We start from the raw sequence: 22,120 nt of genomic DNA on the forward strand, positions 1-22,120 counted from the left end.
TGGGCCAAGGGCCGCAGTCCCGGCGGAGGCTGTTCCCACCTTGCTCGGCCTCGGTCCCTGTGCGGCGGAGGCCGGCACCGGTCGGTTGCCGTGGCCGAGGAACTCGCCGCCCGGCTTCGCGCCGTCGGCTGCGGCGTCGAGGTCGAGCGTCGGCACATCGACCGGCCCATCCTCAGATGGCCTGACAGCCGCAACTCACCGCTCATGAAGCGCCCCTTGGACGGTGGCCACACAGCCAGATCGCCACGATCTTGAAGGTCAGGCCAGAGTCCGCCGACCGACTGCTGTGCGGATCCCGGCTCTCACTCCGGGCCCGGACCCTTCCGCACGCCGCCGCCATCGGGTATGAGACCGGTGTCCTGGGGCGGCACCGCCCAGAGTGACGAAGCCCGCCCGGGGAGCGGACGACGGGCGGGCCTCGCATACGTCTTCTCCAGCTGGGCCCTGCAGCGGCAGCCATCAGCAAACGCGCCGCGGCGGACTCGAGCGAAAGAGCTCCGGGTGGGCGCTGGCCTCAGCGGCGTGACCACCTGAACCAGCGCCCGGTTGTCCGGCGCTCGGTTACGAGCAGCAGCACGAGGAACAGGGCGAGTAGACCAACTGCCTGGGCCAGCTCGATGCTGGGGCCGCCATGGGCGACGAGCATCAGGCAGCTGACCAGCAGCATGACGACGACGCCGAGCGTGAGGACTCCCTGGAAGAACACCGTCAGGCGTCGCATGATCCTGCCTCCTCTGCCGTCGAAGCTCTTGCGCACGTAAGGGTTGTTGTGCTCCGGACAGAAAAACTGTAGCAGTCTGATGATGTTGCAAGGTTGTCAAGGCCCGACGGGCACTGACTTTCCCCTAGTTGTTGACCTGTCCGAGTCGCTCGGTGATTTGGGCGCGCATGGTTGCGGTGCGTTCCGGGGCTGCTACTTCCAAGAGCATGTTGACCAGGTCGGTCGCCAGGGGACCCGCCTCCGGCGGGGACAGTTGCATCCACGCGTGGGCGGCATTCTGCGCGGCCACCTGCGTGCGCCGCTTGCCCGGGCCCAACCGGTCGAACCAGGCGAGGGCGAGCCAGATCCATGAGGCGGTGGCGAATGCGTACTCGCCGCTCAGATAGGCCAGGTCGGCGCGGAATTGTGCGGCCTCGAGGGTGCCGGGGGCCGTGTCGCCCTGCTCGGCCGTGAGCTGCTGCAGGATGTCGTCGGCTGCCGCTATGGCCGTGTCGAAGTCGTGGGCGCGGCCGGCGGCCTGGGCGGCGGCGAGCCGCTCGAAGAGGGGGGCATTCTGCCCGCGGGCTACCGGCTGGGGAGTTGCGAGCTGGGGTCCTGCGGCCTGGGTGGAGCCGTCGGGCATCACCTGCATGTCGAAGTGGGAGTTGCTGCGCTCGTCCTGGACCTGGACGAGTACGGGAATGCCGCTGCCGGCGGCCTCGATGTGGAGGACCTGGACGACGACCTGAGAGGGGTCGACTCCGTCGGGGACGACCTGCGGTTCGTTTTCGATGTAGAGCTGTCCGTCGCGGTTGATGTGGACCTGGTAGCGCGTGCTGGTGTTCATGGTGTGCGGCCCGTGGCATGGTGCCGCGGGCGCTCCTCCTTCGGGTGGTCAGAGTGAGAGTCCGTGGCTGCGGAGATAGGCGACTGGGTCGATGTCGGATCCGTAGGCGGGTCCGGTTCGGGCTTCGAAGTGCAGGTGTGGGCCGGTGACGTTGCCGGTGGCGCCCGAGAGGCCGATCTGCTGGCGGGCTTTGACGCTCTGGCCCTGGCTCACGGTGATCTTTGAGAGGTGGGCGTACTGCGTGTACTTGCCGTCGCTCATCTTGATCACGACGTTGTTGCCGTAGGCACCGCCCCAGTCGGCTTCGACGACGGTGCCGGTGCCCACGGCCTGGACGCGGGTGCCGGTGGCCACGGGGAAGTCGATTCCGGTGTGGTAGCCGGAGGACCACATGCCGCCGCCGGACCGGTAGGGGGTGCTGACGTGGGAGTTCTCCACGGGAAGCGCCCAGGCTCCCTTGGCGTCAGTGGTGTTGGCGGCGTTCTGCACCGCATCGCAGCCGGAAGTGGTGGAGAGCACGGCGTTCTTGCCCCAGCTCTTGACCACCAAGTCACCGGCCGCTTTCTCCCACTTGGCGTATGCGTCCGGGAAGCCAGATCGCTGAACGTTCTGGGCTGCCTGCGTGAGCGGTTTGGTCTGCCACTTGCCGACGTTGGCCAGGCGCTTGAAGAACGAGTTGCTCGCGTAGATCGGGTCGGTGACCTGCGCGACGGTCCCCCAGCCCTGGGAGGGGCGCTGCTGGAAGAGGCCCAGGGAGTCGCGGTCTCCGTACCGGATGTTCTTGAGCATGGATTCCTGGATCGCGGTGGCCACGCCGATGACAGCCGCGCGGGGCGGCATACCGCGGCTGCGCGCGACGTTGGTGATCACGCTGGCGTTGCGCTTCTGTTCCTCGGTCCAGTTGACGCTCTGCTGCTTGCCCTGAGGGTTCAGGGGCACGGTGACCTGTCCCCCAGCCGCTGCGGCCGGGATCTCCTGTTTGCTGCTGGCCACCTGCATGGCCGAGTTGTTCGGTGTGCAGGCGTCCTCCCAAGCCGGTCCGCTGTCCGACCCGCCCGCACCCAGCATCAGCGGCAGGCAGAGCGCCCCACCGCACATCGCCGCGACGCCACCCGCGGCGATGCGTATGGCTGTGCTCATGTCTCGATCCCCAGTCGTCGATGCGCATCCCGCCACGAGGGACGGAAACCGCAATTCCCGTGCCATGGGGTGAGCCCGTTTTCCCGGGCGTCCCAGGGCTGCGAATGCGCCACTACATAGCCGCACATTGCGCGGCTAGCGTCTGCGCCGAGTGAAAGCAGCAGGGAATCGACAACTCGCGCTGAATTCTAAGGCATCGAATCGCGGATGCGTCAACACATCCGCCGGGAGGGCGATTTAGCCGCCTCCCTGTATTCGGCTGCAGATGCTTCGGCGTGACGCGCTAATTCCTCGCTGTCGACGACCGATTGTCCAGGTCCTTCACGGACTGGGGCAGGCTTTCGCAGCTTGGGAGGGATTCGTGCAGGTAACACAGCAAGTTGTCGAGCTGGCCGCAAACGGCGGCATAGGCAGCATCACCGACGGCATAAAGCCGGACTGGAATGTATTCGGCGCCATCGGAACAAAGGCGAAGATCATCGTCGGTGTCGTGATGGCCGGCGCAGTTCTCTTCCTCCTCGGTAGCGCCATCGTTGGAGCGGTTCACATCCGAGTGGGCAATCAGCAGCACAACACGATGGAGACAAAGAAGGGGCAGACGATGGTCGCCAGCTCCCTTCTTGGACTCTTCGCGGTCGCCTCCATGTCAACGCTCTTCGGCATCGTCTACGGGTTTGGAATCTAATGGCCGTCAACCAGAAGCACACCGGTACGCGGAGCTTGACGGCCAAGGCGCCGGAGACTCCCGGGACCGGACCGGAATCCCCGTGGCGCAGGGTGAAGATCGGCGCGGTCATCTTCGGCGTCGTCCTCGCGCTGGGCATGGCGCTGATCCTGTTCGGCGGCGGCAAGAACGGCAGCGGGACTCCTCAGACGCCCGCTGACTCCACGCCCACCTCGCAGGCCGGCGGCAGCGGGCCCGGCGCCAAGGCAAGCTCCGTCAAGAGCGGTGTGCCTGTGGGGTATCCGCGCACCAAGGACGGTGCCGCAGCGGCCGCGGTCAACTACCAGATGGCCCGCTCCTCACCGGGGTACTTCACCGACCCGGCGCTGCGTCACCAGGTGCTGAAGACGGTGATGACGTCCTCCGCGCTGTCCCAGCAGGAGGCGCAGGACGACCAGACAGCCAAGGGGCTGATGGCATCGCTCGGGGTGACCGAGCAGACGGCGCCGGACATGGTGATGCGGGCGGCCTCTCTCGGCACCAGCGTGCGCTCGTACTCCGAGGACACCGCGACGGTCAGGGTCTGGATGAGCGAGGTCGTCGGCGTCCCCACCGAGAACTCGAAGATGCCCGTCTCGGGCACCTGGTCGACCTACACGTTGATCCTGCAGTGGCAGGACGGCGACTGGAAGGTCGCGACGATCGACCTGGCGGACGGTCCCACCCCGCTCGTCGCGCCGGATGAGTCGGCGTCGTCCACCGATGACATGCGCCTGGCCAACAAGGAATTCGAGGCGCCCCGCTATGCAGGCTGAATTCGTGCGGCGGCGTATGGCGCAGGGGCTTGTTGCCGCCATGTTCGCTGCCTCCCTCGTTGTGACCGGGCCCGCGGCCCCCAAAGCCCAGGCGATCAGCTTCAACCCGTGCAACGCACCTGGCGGCAAGTGGGTGTGCGACAAAGCGGAGGCCGGCGCGAAGTGGCTTTACGACAACTCGGGCGCCGACTCCGTCGTCGACGGAGTGAGCGCGGCCGCTGACTTCGCGAGTGACCCGCTCGGCTACATGGAGCAGAAACTGCGAGCCGGAACCAAGGGCATGTTCTCGGCCTTTGGTGAGGAACTCACTGGCAAGAAGCCCGCAGCCCCGAAGAACGGCAAGAGTCCCGCGCCGGCCGAGACGGGGAAGGGGAACTAGCCATGATGGAGATCGACTGGGGAAACCCGGGGTTCATTCGGCTGTACGGTCTCGTCTTCGCCCTCGCCACCGTCTTCACCATGGTCCAGTGGCTGATATCGGTGGTGAAGCGGGTGGTCCGAGGCGTTCCTCTCGGCCAGGCTGCTATGGAGAACGTCGGCTACCTGCTGCTGTCCGTGGCCGTGGCGGGATTCATGCCGGTGGCCGTGGCGTACACAGTCGATTTCGTCGACACCTCCGCGGAAGCAATTCTCGGTGACTACATCGCTGAGGTATTCGTCGGCGGGATGGTGATCTTCACCGCTCTGGCAGCCATCTCGCTTCTCTTGCCCGGGGTCGGGGTGGTCATTGCGATTCCGATTGCCCTGATGATCCTGCTGGCGGTGTTCGGCCTGTGGGTCATGCTCATCGTGCGCAACGCGCTGATCCTGCTCGGGCTCGTCTTCGGCCCGCTGGTCTTCTCCGGCCTCGTCGACAAGGACTTGTGGGGTCATACCCGCAAGTGGGTCGGGGTCATGGGCGGGATCATCGCGAGCAAGCTGGGCATCTACCTCGCCCTCGCCCTGGCGGGCGCCCTCTTGGACGGCGTCGCCCAAAGCGGCAACCGCATGACCCTGCCGCAGGCCATCGGCACCTGCCTCACGTTCCTGGCGCTGCTGTTCATCGCCCTGTTCATGCCCTTCCAGGTCGCGAAGTGGCTGCCCTTCGTCGGCGACGAGATGCAGGCCATGGCCCAGGTCAAGGACGAGGCGGGGCAGCGGGCCAAGGCCGTGAAGCAGAAACAGGACGACATGAAGACGCAGGCCGCCTCGAAGTCCGGCGGCGTGGGCGGCGCCACAGGCGTGGCCAGCAAGGCCGCACCGCCTGCGGCTGCGGCCATGGCCGTCAAGGAAGGCATCGACCAGGCCCGCGACCAGACCATCCAGGCCGCGAAGGACGGCGCCAACAACGCCTCCGGCGACGGCGGCAGTGGCGGCGGCGGCGGTGGCGGTGGCGGTGGCCAGCAGGGCGGCGGGTCCGGCAAGGGCCGGGGCCTCGGCGGGTCAGGCGGAGGAACGCGCGGTGGTGGCGGCCGCGGCGGAGCCCCCGGTGGAGCCCGCCGGCCGGCGCCCGCGCCGCCTCCGCGGTCGGGCGCGCCCGGATCCAGGCCGGGAGGTGCTCCTCCGCCGCCGCCTCGGCAGGGCGGCCAGGCTCCCCCGCCTCCGGCCCCCGCTCCCCCGCCCCCGCCGCCCACGAGCTAGCGGCAGCGCTCACCTCCCTCTTCACGCATTGAGAAAGGAGTCGCGATGGACCGCGTCTTCAGCTTCCCCCGACCGCGGCCGCGCGGTCTGCTGGGGCGCCGCTTCGAGATGGACGAGCAGCTGGTTCTGCTCGGCGGCATCGTCCTGGCCGTCGGCCTGCTGGCCGGACTGCCCGGGATCCCTCTGAAGATCCTCGGTGCTCTCGGGGCTGCCGGAACGTGCATCTACGTCACGATGGTCCCCTACAAGGGCCGTACCTTCCTTCGCTGGTACGAGATCCGCCGCACCCACCGCCGGCTGCTGCGTGACGGCAAGCTCCTGTACAAGTCCACGGCCCCGCTCGCGGGGCGCCGCAGGGACGGCACACCGGTGCCAGTGGCCCAGCCGGTGGGCGTCCCCGAGTCGCTGGAATGGATCACGGCCAGGACCGCGTACGGGGACATCGCCGTACTGCTCCAGCCCACCGAGTCCATGTTCGTGACCTGCATCGAGGTCGAGGGAGCCAAGAATTTCGGCGGTTTGGACGGCGCGGACAAGGAAGCGCTGATCTCCGCCTACGAGTACCTGCTCAAGGAGACCGCGGAGTCGGGCGGGCGCATCCAGTACGTGCAGTGGCTGGCGCGACTGCTGCCCACCGACCCGAACGCCCATGCGCACGACGCCGCGGCGCGGCGTGATCCGGCAGCGCCCTCCTGGCTGAGCGACTCCTACGACCAGTTGGTCGACATGGTCTCCGTCTACGCCGAGGACCGGCGGCTGTTCCTGGTGCTGGGCATCCCCTACACCCAGGAGCTGTCGGCCGAGGCCCTGACCTACAAGACCCTGCACGACGGGTACGGCGAGGTCCTCGGCAAGGAGATCGAGCAGTTCATCCGGGGCCTGGGCGGCGCTCAGTTGCGCTGGGTACGCAACCTGGACGAGCCCGCGCTCGCCTCGCTGATCCACCACTCCTACGCGCCCGACCACTGGATCAACGACACCAGGGGCATGGACCGTGCCAGCTGCTGGCCCGCCGAGATGGACGCGAGGGAGCCCACCCGCATGGCGGCCCGCAGCTGGGAGGGCGCCGACCCCTGGTACACGAGCACGGCGTGGATCAAGCAGTTCCCCGTGCTGCCGGTGGGCATCAACTTCATGGCCCCGCTGCTGCTGTACGTCAGCGACGTGATCCTCACGGTCGGGGTGACGATGCGGCTGCTGCCGGCCGACAAGGCCCTCGAGGACGCCATGGCGGACGTCACCAACGAGGCGGGCCAGGCAGACAACCACCCCGGCAAGATCGCCGATCCGCGCGAGGAGCGCGAGCTGGGGGCATCCGCCTCCACCATGCACGACCTGGCCAACGGCGCAGCCGGCGTGCGCCTGACCGGGTGGGTCACCGTCACCGCCCCCGACCCCGAGCTCCTCGTCCAGCACCGCAACACGGTGCGGGCGGCCGCGGTCAAGTCGCAACTGGCGCTCGAGTGGTGCGACTCCGAGCAGTACCGCGCCTTCGCCAACACCCTGCCCATGGTCACCGGACTGCTGAAGGACTGAGGCGCCATGCTCGAACTCATACGCCGCCAGTCCCAGACCAGGCGGCGCGCGCTGCGCACCACCACCGCCACCGCCTCCGGCCTGTACCCCGCAGTCGGCGCCCCGTCCTCGGACCCCCGGGGCGTGATCATCGGCCGGGAGATCTACTCCGGAAAGGCCTACATCTACGACCCGTTCATCCTCTACGACCCGTCCGCCCGCGAGCGCCTGCCCAGCGGTCACGCCCTCGTGCTCGGCAAGTCCGGGTTCGGCAAGTCGTCTCTCGAAAAGTGCTACGTGCTGCGGCAGTTGCGCTTTCGGGACCGCTCGTTCTGCATCCTGGACGCCCAGGGCGAGGACGGCGTCGGCGAATGGGACGGCATCGCCCGGGCCCTGGGCGTCACCCCGATCCGCCTGATCTACGGCGGCGAGGACGGCGAAGGGGTGCGGCTCAACCCGCTCGACCCCCGGATCCCCGCCCAGTACCAGTTCAAGATCCTCTGCTCGATGGTCGAGATCATCGGCGGTCCGCTGACCAGTGAGAGTGAGTTCTCCCTCTCCGTCGCCCACGCGGCCGCGCAGGTGAGGGCCGCAGCCGAGGACCGGGTCGCGGTCCTGTCCGACATCCATGACGCGCTGACCAACCCCGAGCCAGCCATGCTCGGCCGACGCCAGGTCGGCGTCGAGGACATGGTCGAGTGGGGCCAGCCCGCCAGCCTCGCCATGGACCAACTGTGCAGCCCCACCCGGGACCTGGCGGGACTGTTCAACGGCCCCACCACGCCCGGGATCGACCTGGACGCGCGGCTCATCGTCTTCGACCTCACTCGGTTGCCTCGTGAAGGCGAGGCCATGCCGCTGCTGATGAGTGTGATCGGCCCGTGGCTGCGCTACGCGTGGATCAAGCCCGGCGACAGCATCAAACGCACACTGATCGTCGAAGAGGCCTGGCACATCCTCTCCCACCGCCCTGTGGCCAGGCTCTTTGAAGAATTCGTCCGCTACGGCCGACGGCTTGGTCTGTCGTTCTGGGCGATCCTGCACCACCTCGGCGACCTGATGGTCGACGAAGCACCCGAGGCCGCGGCCATCTTGAAACTCACCGCCACCCGAGTGCTCTACCACATGGACAAGGCCGAGGCCGACCTCACGGCGGACTACCTGCAACTGCCCGACTGGGCGCGCGAAGCCCTGGTCGACGGCGCCAGCCGCTGCTCACCGGGCCGGGCCGTGTGGCAGGTAGGCAACCGGATGCACCTGGTGGAGCACATCCGCAGTGCCACCGAGTCGGAGCTGACCAACACCAACCGCAAGATGGCCGAAGCCAGTTCCGGGAGCCAGGCACCCGCGGCACCGCTCATCTCGATGCGAAAGAGCGCAGCCTGATGACCTCCTCGAACCACACCGACCGCGCGCCGTCTCGGCACACCACACCCCCGTCCACCCGGCAGCAAGGCCAACCGAATCGCGGCACCTTCGCGAGTGTGCAGCACACCGCCCGTCGGCCGGTCGGCCGCGGCTCGATATCTATCGGTGGGGGTGCACGGTAGTGGCCAAGGTCGTCACCCCGCACTCGGGCAACCGCCTGCACGTCTACAAGGACGCCTGGTGGATCGCCCTGTGCATCACTGCAGTTGCTCTCACCCTGTGGGCCTGGGTGGCCGCCGTCGTCTCCGGTCTGCTCGCGCATGCCTCCCTGGCCCGAGTGTCGTGGAACGAGACGGCGTCCGCCATCCCCGCCCTGCTGGCCCATCCCCTGCAACCGCAAGACGTGTACCCGGCAGGGTCCGGGGTGGGCGGGCCCTTCGCCTTCTACCCGCCCTTCCTCGCCGTGGCGGCCGGCACCTGCTGGGGAGCCCGCGCCGGATGGCGGCGCTGGCGCTCGATGCACGATGAGGGCACCGACGGACTGGCCACCAGCGGCCAGCTCGAAGAGGCCATGGGCGAGGCCAAGGCCCTGTCCCGGCTCGGCGCGCTGCGCCCGAGCCTGGCCACACCGCGGCCCTCCCTCGACAAGACGGCCGGCCCCCGGGCGCTTCCGTGGCGCACCAGCGCACCGCCGAAGGTGACCGACGTGCCGGTGACCGAGGTCGCCGTGTTCTGCGGCACCGCGATCCCGACCGGGGTGAAGCTGTACATCCCATTCGAGGAGACCGTCCTGATCGTCGCCCCTCCTCGTGAGGGCAAGACGTCACAGCTGATCATGCCGTGGATCCTCGACTTCCCCGGCAGTGTGCTGGCCACCTCCTCCAAGACCGACGTGCTCTACGCGACGGCCAAGAGCCGCGAGAAGTACGGGCCGGTGATGGTGCTCGACCCGACCGGCCTGTCCAACTGGCCGCTCCAGCTGCAGTGGAGCCTCGTGGACGGTTGCGAAGACTTCACCGTCGCTCGCAAGCGCGCCGAAACCCTCACCGGTACGACCAAGTCGGATGAGGGGACGAAAAACGGCGGCTACTTCGTCATGAACGCCCAGATGCTGATGACGTGCTGGTTGCACGCGGCCGCGCTCGAGGGCCTGAGCGGGATGGACATCCTGCGCTGGGCGACCGCCCCCACCGAACGGCAGCCGGTCGACATCCTCGCCGCCCACGGCCAGGAGAACCTCGCCCGTGCCCTGGCCGCCCAGCACGCCGCGGCGCCCGAGGAGCGCTCGGCGAGCTGGCGCACGGCCGAGCAGTCCATCCTCGCCCTGTACGACCACAAGGTCGCCGCGATCTTCGGCAAGTCCGCTCGCGACGAGAAGAACTTCTCCATCGCGAAGTGGCTCACCGAGGGCGGCACCGTGTTCCTCATCGGTGAGGAAGACGAGGGCTCCAGCCTGGCACCCATCATGGCGGCCTTCTCGCGGGCCATCCTCGACACCGCCAAGGTGATCGCCGCCAGAATGCCCAACGGCCGCCTCGACCCACCGCTCGCACTGCTCGGCGACGAGCTGGCGAACGTGGCACCCCTGCCGCAGATCCCCAGCCTCATGTCCGTCTCCGGCTCGCAGAACATCTTCATGGTCGCCGTGCTCCAGAACCTCGCCCAGGCCCACGAGAGGTGGGGAGAGCTGGGCGTGAGGAAAATGTTCGCGGCCGCCACGATCAAGGTCATTCTGGGTGGTGTCTCAGACGAGCAGGAGCTCAAGACCTACTCCCAGCTCGCCGGCGAGTTCGAGGAAGACACCGAGAGCATCTCCGACGACGGCGACCGCGCCTCCATCAGCATCTCCACCCGCCGCCGGGCCGTGCTCGAGCCCGGCGACATCCGGCAGATCAAGGAACGCGAAGGCCTGGTCGTCCACCGCCGCACCCCCGTCACCCGGGTCAAGTTCGAGCGGATCCACGAAGGCCCCCGCGCCAAGGAGATCAGCGAAGCCACCAAGGAAGCCCTGAAGAAGGTGAACAGCCATGTCGCCAGCAGCTGAGTGGTCCGAGGAGGTCCTGCAGGCGATGCACGGAGAACTGGCCAGCCTCGCACGGCGCATTACCCGCCTGGAGGAAGACGCCAGGCCCAGTGCCGCGCAAGCGCAGCCTCGCCCCCCGGCCTACGACCCTCGCAATCCTCTGGGCCCGCTCTTCGATGCCCTGGACTCTCTCAACAGCGAGCTCACCGGATTCGCCGACCGTCTGGCCCGTCTTGAGGACGCCGGGCCCCGGGGGCGGCGCCGGCCCCGCTTTCCCCTGTTGGTGAGCTCCCCCAGGGCTTCAGACGTGACCGTGCGTGCTGCGCGCAACCGCCGGGTGCGAAAGGCGGTGCCCCGTGCCTGATCCGCTTGGTCCACTCTTCGACGCTCTGGAGTCCATCAACGGAGAACTCACCGGTTTCGCCGCGCGCCTTGCCAGACTCGAAGACGGCGGGGCCGCGCGCGGCGCGGCGAAACAGGGCGCGGCCGGTGAAGACGGCGGCAGCGAAAACAAGCGCGTTCCCGGCACACCCGTCGCGTGGCACAAGGTTGCTGAGGACGAACGCAAGGAACTGTGGGGCGAGTTCACCGCGTGGGTGATCCGCATGGCCGACACCTATGAGTTGACCACCGAGCAGCTCCCGCACGCCTGCTGGTGGGAGCACGGCGCCGTGGTGGCCGAACTCACCGCGTTGTGGACCGGCTGGGAGTCGACGTACAACAACAAGGAGGATGCGGCCGCCGGGCCTTACCTGTGGCATGACGCGTGGGCGCGGGGCATCGAACGGATCGGCCGCTCGTGGCTCGGCGAGTGCACCAACGGCTACCACCAGCAGAAGTCCAGAACGGTCTGGGGCACCGACCCCGCCTACCGCAAGAAGATCATCGAAGCCGGGCCTCCCGGACCCGTCGGCGGTGGTCCGGCCAAGCCCAAGGCTGCTTAGCGGCATCCTGCGCTCGACAATACCGCCAGCAGCCCTGCTTCTCACCGGTCCGGACCACGGGGTCCGGACCGGTGAGAGCAAGCGAGAGCGCCGCCTGATGACGTCCGAGGGTCAGGCCGGCGTGATGTTCTCCGCCTGCGGACCCTTCTGTCCCTGCGTGATGTCGAAGGTGACCGCCTGGCCCTCCTGCAGCTCACGGAAGCCGGAGGCGTTGATGTTGGAGTAGTGCGCGAAGACGTCCGGCCCGCCGCCATCCTGCTGGATGAAGCCGAAGCCCTTTTCGGCGTTGAACCACTTGACGGTTCCGCTGGCCATGCTCGTGCCTCTCATTCGCTGTCAGGAGCCGCACCGCGCGGCCCTGGAGGTGATCGCCCTGGTCCGGCACTGCACAGCAAAGCGCCCGCGCACAGCGCGGGCAGGTACTGCGAACCACGACATCTGACAGCGACCCTACACGGCGCATGGTCCTTCACCAGAGAGAAAAGCCGCAGTCCGCACCGGGCCACCGGCACCCCCCGTGTAGGCCCATCCAGAAACCGGTCGGCCGCCCGGTCTTGGGCCTCTGTTCGAGCTGATGGTGTCGTCGGCGTAGACCGACGGCGGAAGGGTCTTGGCGGATGAACCCGGCGGTGTAGGAGAGGCCGACGCGGTGCCTGCCATCGACGTTCGTTCGGCGTGATGGTCGTTGCCGTCGCCCGGTGACTCGGGGGCAGCGCGCAGGACGGCATGGGGTACGCCAGACGGCCGAGGTGCTGCGCGCTGAGTTCAAGGACGGCGGTGGGGAGCCGGGCTGCTTCCTGATGTAGGCCGCACTCGCCAACCAGCACCGCGCCCGTGCACATCGTCGCCGTGCCATGGCACTTCGGCGCGGATCCGCACAGCATCCAGCCACTGCGATGGTTCGTCGCTCCGGCCGCCCGACCAGGTCGAATGCCTGTGCGCATCATCCCACGCCGGGGTGCCGGAGCCGCGGGGCTTGTGGAGAGCCTTCGCGACTGACGGGGCCGAAGCGATCACCAGGGCGCTCACCCCTCCAAGCTACCTAGGACCCGTATTTGTCGCCGAGGTCTGCAGTCCAGCGCTGGCCGCTACGCACGAGCGGCAGTAGATAGCGGGCGCCGTAGTTGTCCAACGGGTTGATGTACAGCAGGGACAGCAGCGTGCGTTCCGCCGCGTTGTGGCGGCCAAGCCGCCACAACGTGTGCGCCAAGCCGCCAGCGGCCCGGTAGAAAGCGTTGTTGCTGCAGTCGTCTTTCGGCAGCAGACCGGTAAAGGGCAGCGGCAGGAGTGCCTCACCGACGAAGACTGCTGCTTCGAAGTAGCCGAGCGCCTCATCCAGGCACAGGCGCCTGGCGTGTGACGTGGCGGTCGACAGCGGGTCACCGTATTCACCGTCGTCGTGGCGCATCAGCGTGAGAATTCCCAGGTGGGCGTATGCGTCGATGTCCCAGGGCTGTGCCTTGACAGCACGGTGCAATACCGCTTCGGCTCGTGTCATGTCACCTCGTCGGGCGAGACCGATTGCTTCGTCGACTCGGTGTCCGCCCCGGGGATCGGGGAGGCTGAACTGCTGCGGCCGTTCCGCGCACCGTGCGTCGAGGCATTCCAGCAGCCAGCTGAGTACATCGCGTTCGATGCCGTCCTGCTTGTCCTGCACGATGTCCCGTCGTGCGCCGATTTCCAGGGCGAGGTACTCGGGGCTGTAGAAGCCGCAGTCGGCTTCTACAGGCTCACCGGGTCGGGGCGCGGCCGTGGCCATAGCCAGCGCCTGACGGCCGTACTCCGTACGCATGCCAGGGAGCGTGGACATGAGCGGCTCGTAGCTCGTAGGCCAAGGGGAGCCTGCCAGGCCGGGTGCCCATTGAACGGATTCTTGGCCGAGGAGGACACGCAGGGCCAGGTCGACGCCTGCGTCATCCAGGCGCGCTGGCAGCCGTCCCTCACGGCTCGCCTGGCGCACGACGTCCAGCGCCTTCTGGTAGCTGATGTGCGTCTCTGCGCTGAGCCGAAGGGCGAGTTCGCCCGGGCGTCCTGCCCTGCTGGAGGTGTTCTTAGCGGCAGGGGGAAGGGCGGAGGTCATGCGGTGCTCCTGAGTCCGGTCCGCATCCGCACCGTCCCACCCCGGTGCTGCCGCGGACCGTCGTCTGGGCACGCCAATCACGTCACTTGCAACATGGATCCGAGGGGTACCCGGTTCTCTCGTGACTGGCCCCGGTGGGAAGGGCGGCCTGCGAGACAGCGCACCTGAACGCTCAACGCCAGTTTGGTGGACTTGCAGTGTGACTGGCAACTAGTGGCCAGGCATATGGCCGTTATTGATCAAGAATTCGGCATATGTGGTTCGCTCGTGATCGATGTGCAGCGCCATCAGCGCGCACGGAGGCCGGAACAGGCGCCGCAGTCACCTCCACACCCTCCGCGCATCTCTGGAGAACCCCACTTGTTGCGCGGCTGTTTCGTCCTCTACGTCGGGGGCTCGAGGTCAGCAGGCTCCCCCTGAGGCTGCGCGCCCTGGGTGGCCTTAGGCCAGTCAGTTGGTGTTGTACTCCCGCCGGAGAGCATCCAGTTCATTGATCCAGATGGTCTCGTTGTCGCCCTTTCGGGTCGCGGCGTACGGATGCCGTCTGGCGAGCTTGTAGAACCCTGTCGAGGGACGCAGCTCGTCCTGCAGAACCACGAGAGCTGAGATCAGGGGCTTGTCTCCGCCGGGGCTCTCCTGGACGGATGCGTCCTCCAGCAGGAACGGCAGCGGTCCCTGGTGGGCGGGAACCGCGTGATGGTCGGCGAGAAGCAGCGCGCTCAGGTCGCCGTAGGTCATCGGCCGGCAGCCGCTGCGTGCCCGGTCTTTCAGGATCTCCACGACGGCTTGGAGGGCGGCCGCGTAGTCGCTGTCTCCGCGTTTCACGGTGTCACGCTCCCGCTGCCGTAGGGGCCTCGGCGTATGCCTGGAACAGGGCTCCGGCGGTGAGCCTGTGGTGGTTGAGCTGGGCCGCCACGGCCTGCTCGTCCTTCCAGCGGCCCGGTCCGTCGCTGAGTGCGACCGCGTACGCCACCACGGCCGTCTTGAGGTCGTCCAGCTTCGGCGGGGTGATCACGCGCATCCCCGGGACGGCGATCGCTTTCGGGTCGAGGGCGCGGCTGGGGTGGACCATGACCGCCAGCGCGTCCACGCCCGGGTGCTGCTCCTGGTCCCAGCGGACGCTGCCGCCGAGCTGGTCGAGGTCCTTCTTGACGATGGTGTCAGTGGTGCAGCCGGTCTTCAGCTCAGTCACCGCGTGCCGGTCGCCGGTCAGCGCCCACAGGTTGTCGGGGCCGGTGCCGTACAGCTTCTCGGGGCGGGTACTGGTGAACCCGAGGTGCTCGCCGAGCCGCTGCCAGGCGGCTTCGGCATCATTGGTGCGCTCCTCGTCCCACACGATGTGTTCCAGCAGTGCCCGCACGCCCAGCACCAGCAGCCTGCCGTCCTCGTAGGTCTTGCCCAGGAACTGTGCGGCGGATCGGGCCTGTACGGCGGCGGCGCGGATCTTCTCGGGCGGGGTGCCGGCAGCGGCTTTCAGTACGAAGCCGTTGTCGTGCACCGCGCCGGCCAGAACGCGCTGAGCAGCCCCGGCGTCGGTCAGGTGGAGGTAGGCCGCTTTCTGCTCCGTCATCCAGCCGCGCAGCGCGTCATCCTGCAGATCGTTCATGGTCCGCTGCAACCGTTCGGCGGCGGCGCCGGTCTGTCCGGCGGAGGCGAGATCGAAGGCCTCGCGGGCGGCTACGGCTTCGGGCCGCACGAGGCTGGTCTCGGCGTAGCGGACCTCGGCGAGGACCCGGCGGCTGCGCTCCAGCCAGTGAGGGTCGCGGCCAAGGCAGGCGGCCAGGGCGGCACGGATGCCGTCCAGTCCTTCGCCCTTGATCTGGTCGGCGATGTCCCGGCTCAGGCCCAGCTGGGCCCGGGTGGCGGGGGAGAAAAGGCTGAGGTGGAGCGGGTCGCTGGTGGCCACGCCGAGGTTGGCGCCCAGGAGGAGGACCGCGCAGTGGTCGTCGCTGTCGCGTACGCCGCGCCCCATGCCCTGCTCGATGCGCTGGACTTCGCGGGCGAGTCGGGCCGGGCTGTTGGCCAGGGCGACGGCCTCGCGGCGTTCGACCGCGTCCATCGGGCGGGGGATGCCGTCCAGGATCAGCAGCCGGCAGGCCTCGCGGGGGAGGTCGATGCCGTCGTACTTGTTGACCAGCGCCACCAGGCCGACGTGGCCGGCCTTCAACTCGGCGACTGCTGCCGCCATCTGACCGACGTGGTGGATGCGGTCGGTGTAGGGCTTCCATGCCTCGGCTGCCTTGTCGCTGGGCACGAGGACGACGACGTTGATCGGCGGTGAGTCCGCCACCCAGTCGCCGTCGCGGTCGCCGAGAGCGAACTGACCGGCCATGACGCGTACGGCTTCGTCATCGAGGGAGGGGTTGAGCGCGATCGGGGCCAGGATCATGCGGTCGCCGAGGTCGGAGGCCCGGCCGGGCGTGACCGGCCGGGCGACCAGCTTGGGATCGGCGTCCAGGTCGGTCACCAGGACACTGTCGTCGGAGAGCGTGGCGGTCAGGTACACCCGGCGGGCCGCCCGGGCAAAGGCCGGGATCATGTGGATCGGCGGGCACGGTGGGCGGATCTCCACACCGCGGCTGGTCACCGTGGCCGCGCACAGTTTCAGGTCCTCCGCGATCAGCGGCCACTCGAACTTGAAGCCCTTGTCCTTCCGATAGGGGTGGAGCAGGGCCATGACCTCGCTCTGCCGGTCGGCCCAGGACCAGAACGGGATCCGCACGGCCGCGGAGTAGTCGCCGGCCTGGATGTCCTGCCAGCCCTTGGCCGACTGGTGCTGCAGGTCTGCGGAGAACATCTTCAGCAGCGCCGCGTACGCGGGGTGCGAGGCGGGGATGGTGAGCCGGAACTGGCCCTCGGTGGTCGCCAGCGCCGCATGCGCGTCGTCAACGATGACCAGGCCGAGGTCGATCCTCTCCCTGTCGTCGCCGACGACGCCGAACACGGACATGCCGTTGATGAGCTTTTGGAAGGTCGTGACCAGAATGGCCTGCTGGGAACGGAAGGCCATGTCGTTCGGGTCGTCGCAGGTCGCCAGCGTCAGCCTGCGCGCCTCCTCGCGGACCTGCGAGGCCAGGTAGGTGTCCGGTGCGAGGTAGACGGCCTTTCCGATGCCCTCATTGAGGGTGCTCTGCGCGATCAGCAGGCCCGCGGCGGTCTTCCCGCCGCCGGTGTTCTGCTTGATCACGACATCGCGGTCGTTCCTGCGCTGGAACCATCCCTCCAGCACTTCGCCCTGCTCCTGGCGCAGATAGGGCCAGGGCCGATTGGTTAGCGCGGCAAAGATCTCCCGCGGGTGCAGCAGGGGTTCCCGGTCTCCCGTACCGATGCGGCTCCAGTCCAGCCCCATGACGTGTTCCCCTTTTCCCCCGGGCGGCGTCTTTGCCGCTGGCGAAGACAATGATCCTCCGACGGGGGCGAGTTCACGAACCTGCTGGCCAGACCGTTGTTCTTCTGTCGGTTTAGCAGAGCAAGCGCGATCCCGTTAGGTGTCACGGCCTGCGCCGCCGTCTCCGCCCGACTCTTGGAACGGTCCTCAGCCCGGCTGTCCCTCGCCCTCGGCCGTCCTGTCCTGCGGGGTGCTCACGGCGGGGGTCGTAGAGTCGCCGGGTGAAGTCCTGCCCCGCCCATTACCGCGTCGACCCGAGGTGCTTCGACTGCTGTCGGCACGCACTGAGCGCAAAGCCGGCCGACGTTGAAGAGCTCACTCGACTCTCGCCGGAGGCCTTCGTCGCGTTCGCCAAGGAGAACAGTGCCTGGGTGGAAAGCCTCCTGCTCGCCGACTGTTCCCATCACCCGCTCCTCAGGTGGGCCTACCCCGGCGGGCCCCCGCTTGTGGTGCGCTGGGCCTCGTGGGCGACTCCCGAGGTCGCCGGCGTGCTGCCGGTGCCGTCAGCGGTGGCTGCCGGGCTTGCCCGGGCGCACCGGCAGCGCGAGGGGGTGCTCAACCGCCACGAGATGTGGACGTCGCGCGTCCAGCAACGTCTCGATCCCCATGTCGACCAGCCCCTGGCGCAGTTGTGGCGCGATCTGGCTCTCCTGGCCGAGGAGCGTGATCCGGTCGCGGCGGCGGGGCTGCGCCATAATGTGCAGAGGCTGGCCCGGCCGGGGCGGTGGGCGCGCTCGCTGGAGTGGATCCTGCTCCTGGGAGGCCAGTCGGAGGGCCTGGACGCGGCGCTCACCGTCGCTCTCGCGACAAGCACCCCACGGTCCGGCGGGCCGTCAGCCGCTGCTGCCGTAGCACCATCCTTACCGTGCAGCTGCGTGCATCTGGGATGCGGGCCGCCGTAGAGACGACCGCTCCGCTTGAGGAACGGCTGCTGAGCGTCATCTCCGCGTCGGTCGACGCACGCCGTGCGGACTTTCCGCGGCCGTTGTCGGCACCGTCGGCCACCTGGCTTGCCGATCACGGTCTGGAAGACCTCGTACGGGGTGCGACCCGCCGCGCGGTAGCGGGTTTCACCCGTTCCATGGACGACCTCGGGGCCGCGGAGGAGGAACACCTGACCGCGACCCTGCTGGCTGGTCTCGTCGCTGAGTTCGCCGCCCTGCCCGCCCACACGCGGCTGGCCGGTGTGGCCGGCCCGCACCTGCGGGTGGGCCACCGCACCGTGACCAAGAAGGAGGAGAAGACCAACGGCGCCGACATCGGCGTCGTCGTCGACGTACGCGTACCGGGGAAGCTCCAGCTGCGGACGGGAGACCTCATCCAGGTCAAGAAGGCCCCGAGACGCGGGCGAGAGGACACGTGGACCATCAAGCGCCGCCAGCTGCATGACCTGCTGGAGCACAGCGCCAGCGCGGTCTACTGGCTGATCCGCACCACCGGAGACATCCTGGTTGTTCCTGCGAAGATGCTCGCCGCCATCGAAGGAGCGACCACGCGCCCCTCCTCCAAACAGTTCACTGTCGGCTACACGGCGGTCCGCCACACCGCTATACCCATGGAGCAGTATCTGCCTGATTTGATCGTGGGTCTGTGGCTTGGAAGCAACAACGAGAAGACGCTCCGGGCCGCGCAGGGCACTGGCCGCACCACCCGGCCCCGGTTCGCCCTTACGATCGACGTCGTCTTCGACCCCATGTGGGATGAACTTCAGGTCCCGTAGGTGGTGTTGCCGGCATCCCTGACTGAAGGGCCGAGCGATCATCGGGATCGCACCGCGATCAAGGAGCCCGGCATCCGGATAGCCTTGCCCCGTCGAGAGGGGCAGCGTGCACCGTATTACGAGCAAGCAGGTCTACACGACGTGCAGAGGCGGAGCGACGTCCGCCTACCCGGAAACCGTCGTCGTCGACCAGTACACGCCGGGGAGCACGACCGTCCGGGTCTACGACGAGCGTCACCCCTCCCGCCAATACGACATCCCTACCAGCTACTTCCACGAAACGGCGCGGACGGGGCGGGGTACACGCAGGAAGACCGGCTACTACCTCACCTCCCTGTCAGAGATCTGACGCACAGCCCGCTCCGCCCGGTGAGCCGAACAAGGAATCAGTCCGCTGGGCGTATTCGGTGCGTTCCTCCGAGCTCGATCACTCGGACGTCCGCGACGTACTGCATAGCGGGGGCGCGGCGACAGGCGCGTCGGTGGTCACATCTTCGAGGTACACGGGGCCCCCTACGCGAATCCCCGTTGCTCTCAGCAGTCAGGCAGGGCGGTGCAGGGGCAGCGTGAACAGGTCTGCGGGGATGTCGGATACGCCCTGGGTCTCGAGCGCTTGTCCAAGGGTGTAGTTGGCCACGTCTTCACCAGCTTCGATGAGGGCGGTGAGGGCGGTGAACCAGGAGGTGCCGAGCCGCCTGGAGCTGCCGCGGGTTTGGTCGGGAGGCTCGGGCATCGGAGACAGGTTGAGCGTCTTGCGGTGGCCTTCCCACAGGTTCGGCTCCCCGTATTCGGTCAGGAAGGCACGGTAGGCCTCCTGCTCCTGGCGCTCGTTCCAAGTGGCCTCCGCCGCACGGTAGGCAGCTCGGGCGGCGTCCCGGATCTCCCCGCGGCGCCGCGCCACCGCCTCGTAGCGCGCGTGGGCGGCTTCGGCTCGCCGGACGAGGTCTGTATCCAGCATCAGGACGCTGACCACCTGACCCCATGCAGCCTCCCAAGGGTGGTGGCCTGCCAACCGATCCCAGTTGCGCTGGCCGGACATGGTGCGCTGTCCAGCGACTGCCTGCTGGCGGCGGTTCCGGTGCCAGGAGAAGCCGTACCCCTCAAGCATGACCGTTTCTGCCTTGCCGGTAGCCGGGTGATCCTCATCCACCTCACCCCAAGAGCTGACTGTCCACGCGATCACGTCGTGCCTACCCTGGAGTGTGACGGCGGCGATCTCCCGGTCGGGGAACTCGGCACGGGCGAGCCGGATTGCCTCCTTGGCGAGGTCTTCGCGCTCCGGGCCGGTCAGGTGCTCGGCAAGGGTGGCGCCACGGTCCCAGCTCGCCCATTCCGATGTGCTGCGAAGGGCTGTCCATCGGTTCGGCCGCGTCCCGGGCAGCACCCACTCCCGGCTGCCGCGCGGCTGTCCACGCCGGTTGTAGGTGTGCTCGGCGACGAACGGGCCGCTCGCATGCGGTGTGAGCACGACCAGGTGACCGGCATGAGTCTGAGCGATCAGTAGTGCATTCGGGTGTTCGGCCGACAGCGCCTTGAGGACCGCTTGGGAGGCGCGGCTGTGCTCCGTGCGCTGCCGGCGCCGGAACTCGGCCAGGATGTCCCGGGCGGCTTTGGCGTCCGCCTCTGCTCCGCGGCCGGTCAGCGGACGGTGGACCCGGTTGGCGAACTTCCACCAGTCAATCAGGCCGACGGCAGCCTCTTCGGCCTCCGCCACGCTCGCGTCGGCTTGCTGCATCAGCATGCCGACCACCATCTGCCGGAAGGGCGCCTCGGCGGCCCGCTCCTGTTCCTTGGCCTTGAGGGCGGCGTTGATCACCGGGACCATGTCCAGGTAGTGCTCCCGGTCGACCCGGTTGCCCAGGAAAGTGCGCAGGAGTTCGGGATCCGCTGCGTCGTAGGCAAGGACGAAGGGATCCTCGGCGCGCACAGTGCAGGAGGCGCGAACCCTCGCGGGACGGAGGCCTTGGTCGGTCCAAACCTCGTCCGTGCGCTCGTAGCGGATGACCAGTCCTCCGTCCGAACGGCGCTGCTCGATTGTGTAGATCGTGCCGGGGCTGGGGGCGTCGGCTGTTGCGGGGTGGAGGCGGGAATGCCCGCGCCGGTAGTCATCGCGGCCGTACGCCAGTTGACGGAAGGCTTCGCTGCTGCTGGCCACGATGACGCGCATGCCCGGCCGCAGTTGTGCATTGACGCGCTTTTGCCAGTGGACAAACCGCTCGTTGCCGTCGCCAAGCGCGTAGGAGTCCTCCGCGTCGGGGATGAAGACCACCCGGCCAGCGTCGATGGCCTCCTGGTCGAGCAGGTTCAGCCCCTGCTCCGGGTGCGGGTGCAGGATCGTGGTGCGGTCGACCAGCCCCTGCAGCAGTAGCCCCACCTTCATGTACTGCCGCCGGGTGGCATCGGCCTTCTCCTCGGCTTTCTTCCACTGAAAACTGCCCGGCTCCAGCGGGCAGCCCCGATGATCGCGGAAGAGGTTGACGAACTCGTCTGCAGCGGGGAACAGCCGTCGCTCGAGCTTGAGCTCGTTGAACACCGCGTAGAGACGTTCGCCGTTGCGGACCAGGAAGAACGTCGCAGCGTTCGCTTCCTTCATCGCGGCGTTGAACCAAGGATCCCTCGCATAGCGGCGCTCGGTGCGGCTGGGTACCAGCGCCACGATGCCCTTGGGTTCCGGCAGGACCTGGTCCAAGTTCCTGTCGTCGGCCAGCAGCCAGCCGAAGAAGTCGTCCAGGCCTTCGACGTCCAGGCCGCCGCTCTCGGCGGCCACCATGCACTCCTGATCCGCGCTGAGGACCATCTGCCGCAACACCACAGGCGTGTTCGCCGCAGCCGGTTCGCCTTCCCGGAGCGTCTCGATGCCCTCCTCGATGCCGAGGTAGAGGGTGATGGCCGTGATCCCCTCCTGCATGCGCGCGGCTTGGGCCCGCAGCGGCTCCAGCACCCGGTTGGCCGCCTGCATCTGGGCTTCCATTAACTCCCGGAGGCGTCCCTTTCGCCTGGCGATGTCTTCTTGCAGGTTCTGCAGGCGGGCGAGCTGTCGGACCATGCCGGCTTTGGCTTCGACTGCCTGCTGGCCAGCAGCCGGGACCAGTGCGGCCCCGGGTTCGGCCAGTCCAGACTCGGGCTCCGCCGCGGCGGTCAGTCGCTGTGCCTCAGCGCCCAGCTCAGCGAGCTCGGCGGTGAGCTGGGCGATCTCGGCCGCTGGGTCCTGGGCGGGCCCTGTTTGCCGCGCAGCCGGAAGGTTGTCGGTCACAGCGGTACTCCCAAGGTTGGAATGCAGCTGCGGTGGGCTGGGG

General features: G+C 68.2%; 20 protein-coding genes. 11 read left to right on the forward strand and 9 right to left on the reverse strand.

The features are described from left to right. The first annotated feature begins 90 nt into the window (after window positions 1–90). Window positions 91–255 (forward strand): hypothetical protein, encoded by a 165-nt coding sequence (locus ACIRQF_RS30280; RefSeq protein ID WP_404096807.1) that lies wholly within the window; start codon window positions 91–93, stop codon window positions 253–255. A gap of 259 nt (window positions 256–514) precedes the next feature. Here ACIRQF_RS30280 and ACIRQF_RS30285 read toward each other — a convergent pair whose 3' ends face one another. The 3 genes from ACIRQF_RS30285 to ACIRQF_RS30295 form a co-directional block, all read right to left on the reverse strand. Next, a complete protein-coding gene (locus ACIRQF_RS30285) occupies window positions 515–721 on the reverse strand; it encodes a hypothetical protein (RefSeq protein ID WP_404096810.1) in 207 nt (68 codons plus the stop codon). A gap of 124 nt (window positions 722–845) precedes the next feature. Next, window positions 846–1,547, reverse strand: coding sequence for a hypothetical protein (locus ACIRQF_RS30290; protein WP_404096813.1), 702 nt, complete (start codon window positions 1,545–1,547; stop codon window positions 846–848). A gap of 48 nt (window positions 1,548–1,595) precedes the next feature. After that, a complete protein-coding gene (locus ACIRQF_RS30295; protein ID WP_404096816.1) occupies window positions 1,596–2,687 on the reverse strand; it encodes a M23 family metallopeptidase in 1,092 nt (363 codons plus the stop codon). A gap of 361 nt (window positions 2,688–3,048) precedes the next feature. Between ACIRQF_RS30295 and ACIRQF_RS30300 the strand changes: the two genes are divergently transcribed. The 8 genes from ACIRQF_RS30300 (at window position 3,049) to ACIRQF_RS30335 (ending at window position 11,636) form a co-directional block, all read left to right on the forward strand. Next, window positions 3,049–3,372 carry a hypothetical protein gene (locus ACIRQF_RS30300; RefSeq protein ID WP_404096819.1) on the forward strand — a complete coding sequence of 108 codons (324 nt, stop codon included), beginning with the start codon at window positions 3,049–3,051 and terminating at the stop codon, window positions 3,370–3,372. Continuing rightward, window positions 3,372–4,166 carry a hypothetical protein gene (locus tag ACIRQF_RS30305; protein WP_404096822.1) on the forward strand — a complete coding sequence of 265 codons (795 nt, stop codon included), beginning with the start codon at window positions 3,372–3,374 and terminating at the stop codon, window positions 4,164–4,166. The genes ACIRQF_RS30300 and ACIRQF_RS30305 overlap by 1 nt, the downstream gene beginning before the upstream one ends. Next, window positions 4,156–4,545, forward strand: coding sequence for a hypothetical protein (locus ACIRQF_RS30310; RefSeq protein ID WP_404096825.1), 390 nt, complete (start codon window positions 4,156–4,158; stop codon window positions 4,543–4,545). The genes ACIRQF_RS30305 and ACIRQF_RS30310 overlap by 11 nt, the downstream gene beginning before the upstream one ends. Window positions 4,546–4,547: 2 nt before the next feature. Next, on the forward strand, window positions 4,548–5,786 hold the full coding sequence (locus ACIRQF_RS30315) for a hypothetical protein (RefSeq protein ID WP_404096828.1): 1,239 nt from the start codon (window positions 4,548–4,550) through the stop codon (window positions 5,784–5,786). A 45-nt stretch (window positions 5,787–5,831) separates the two neighbouring features. Beyond that, the gene (locus ACIRQF_RS30320) at window positions 5,832–7,322 is read left to right on the forward strand and encodes an SCO6880 family protein (RefSeq protein ID WP_404096831.1); all 1,491 of its coding nucleotides are present in this window, start codon (window positions 5,832–5,834) and stop codon (window positions 7,320–7,322) included. Window positions 7,323–7,328: 6 nt separating this feature from the next. Then, window positions 7,329–8,687 (forward strand): ATP/GTP-binding protein, encoded by a 1,359-nt coding sequence (locus ACIRQF_RS30325; RefSeq protein WP_404096834.1) that lies wholly within the window; start codon window positions 7,329–7,331, stop codon window positions 8,685–8,687. A 163-nt stretch (window positions 8,688–8,850) separates the two neighbouring features. Further along, window positions 8,851–10,713 carry a type IV secretory system conjugative DNA transfer family protein gene (locus tag ACIRQF_RS30330; RefSeq protein ID WP_404096837.1) on the forward strand — a complete coding sequence of 621 codons (1,863 nt, stop codon included), beginning with the start codon at window positions 8,851–8,853 and terminating at the stop codon, window positions 10,711–10,713. A gap of 335 nt (window positions 10,714–11,048) precedes the next feature. Next, a complete protein-coding gene (locus ACIRQF_RS30335) occupies window positions 11,049–11,636 on the forward strand; it encodes a hypothetical protein (RefSeq protein ID WP_404096840.1) in 588 nt (195 codons plus the stop codon). 111 nt (window positions 11,637–11,747) lie between these two features. On the opposite strand, the gene ACIRQF_RS30340 is transcribed toward ACIRQF_RS30335, so the two are convergent. The 5 genes from ACIRQF_RS30340 to ACIRQF_RS30360 form a co-directional block, all read right to left on the reverse strand. Next, complete coding sequence (locus tag ACIRQF_RS30340) at window positions 11,748–11,951, reverse strand: cold-shock protein (protein ID WP_069934205.1); 204 nt, start codon at window positions 11,949–11,951, stop codon at window positions 11,748–11,750. A 727-nt stretch (window positions 11,952–12,678) separates the two neighbouring features. After that, window positions 12,679–13,716: a tetratricopeptide repeat protein gene (locus tag ACIRQF_RS30345; protein ID WP_404096843.1), complete on the reverse strand. Its 1,038-nt coding sequence runs from the start codon at window positions 13,714–13,716 to the stop codon at window positions 12,679–12,681. A gap of 450 nt (window positions 13,717–14,166) precedes the next feature. Next, the gene (locus tag ACIRQF_RS30350; protein ID WP_404096845.1) at window positions 14,167–14,541 is read right to left on the reverse strand and encodes a hypothetical protein; all 375 of its coding nucleotides are present in this window, start codon (window positions 14,539–14,541) and stop codon (window positions 14,167–14,169) included. Between the two features lie 4 nt (window positions 14,542–14,545). Next, complete coding sequence (locus ACIRQF_RS30355) at window positions 14,546–17,065, reverse strand: DEAD/DEAH box helicase (RefSeq protein ID WP_404096847.1); 2,520 nt, start codon at window positions 17,063–17,065, stop codon at window positions 14,546–14,548. A 542-nt stretch (window positions 17,066–17,607) separates the two neighbouring features. After that, window positions 17,608–17,799 (reverse strand): hypothetical protein, encoded by a 192-nt coding sequence (locus ACIRQF_RS30360; protein ID WP_404096850.1) that lies wholly within the window; start codon window positions 17,797–17,799, stop codon window positions 17,608–17,610. A gap of 170 nt (window positions 17,800–17,969) precedes the next feature. On the opposite strand from ACIRQF_RS30360, the gene ACIRQF_RS30365 reads away from it, so the two are divergent. Both ACIRQF_RS30365 and ACIRQF_RS30370 read left to right on the forward strand, forming a co-directional pair. Further along, entirely contained in the window at window positions 17,970–18,824 is an 855-nt protein-coding gene (locus ACIRQF_RS30365; RefSeq protein WP_404096853.1) for a hypothetical protein, read from the forward strand. A 106-nt stretch (window positions 18,825–18,930) separates the two neighbouring features. Continuing rightward, on the forward strand, window positions 18,931–19,173 hold the full coding sequence (locus tag ACIRQF_RS30370) for a hypothetical protein (RefSeq protein ID WP_404096856.1): 243 nt from the start codon (window positions 18,931–18,933) through the stop codon (window positions 19,171–19,173). 192 nt (window positions 19,174–19,365) lie between these two features. Here the strand turns inward: ACIRQF_RS30370 and ACIRQF_RS30375 are convergent, their stop codons facing one another. Then, on the reverse strand, window positions 19,366–22,077 hold the full coding sequence (locus ACIRQF_RS30375) for a hypothetical protein (RefSeq protein ID WP_404096859.1): 2,712 nt from the start codon (window positions 22,075–22,077) through the stop codon (window positions 19,366–19,368). Between the last annotated feature and the right edge of the window lie 43 nt (window positions 22,078–22,120).

Source organism: Streptomyces sp. NPDC101191, from assembly GCF_044767915.1.
GTDB lineage: Bacteria > Actinomycetota > Actinomycetes > Streptomycetales > Streptomycetaceae > Streptomyces.

Bases quoted from the DNA above. Each gene is read 5' to 3' on its own strand.
- ACIRQF_RS30285 (WP_404096810.1), bottom strand. From the start codon at position 721: ATGCGACGCCTGACGGTGTTCTTCCAGGGAGTCCTCACGCTCGGCGTC.
- ACIRQF_RS30290 (WP_404096813.1), bottom strand. From the start codon at position 1,547: ATGAACACCAGCACGCGCTACCAGGTCCACATCAACCGCGACGGACAG.
- ACIRQF_RS30295 (WP_404096816.1), bottom strand. From the start codon at position 2,687: ATGAGCACAGCCATACGCATCGCCGCGGGTGGCGTCGCGGCGATGTGC.
- ACIRQF_RS30305 (WP_404096822.1), top strand. From the start codon at position 3,372: ATGGCCGTCAACCAGAAGCACACCGGTACGCGGAGCTTGACGGCCAAG.
- ACIRQF_RS30310 (WP_404096825.1), top strand. From the start codon at position 4,156: ATGCAGGCTGAATTCGTGCGGCGGCGTATGGCGCAGGGGCTTGTTGCC.
- ACIRQF_RS30315 (WP_404096828.1), top strand. From the start codon at position 4,548: ATGATGGAGATCGACTGGGGAAACCCGGGGTTCATTCGGCTGTACGGT.
- ACIRQF_RS30320 (WP_404096831.1), top strand. From the start codon at position 5,832: ATGGACCGCGTCTTCAGCTTCCCCCGACCGCGGCCGCGCGGTCTGCTG.
- ACIRQF_RS30325 (WP_404096834.1), top strand. From the start codon at position 7,329: ATGCTCGAACTCATACGCCGCCAGTCCCAGACCAGGCGGCGCGCGCTG.
- ACIRQF_RS30340 (WP_069934205.1), bottom strand. From the start codon at position 11,951: ATGGCCAGCGGAACCGTCAAGTGGTTCAACGCCGAAAAGGGCTTCGGC.
- ACIRQF_RS30345 (WP_404096843.1), bottom strand. From the start codon at position 13,716: ATGACCTCCGCCCTTCCCCCTGCCGCTAAGAACACCTCCAGCAGGGCA.
- ACIRQF_RS30355 (WP_404096847.1), bottom strand. From the start codon at position 17,065: ATGGGGCTGGACTGGAGCCGCATCGGTACGGGAGACCGGGAACCCCTG.
- ACIRQF_RS30360 (WP_404096850.1), bottom strand. From the start codon at position 17,799: ATGGCGCAGCCCCGCCGCCGCGACCGGATCACGCTCCTCGGCCAGGAG.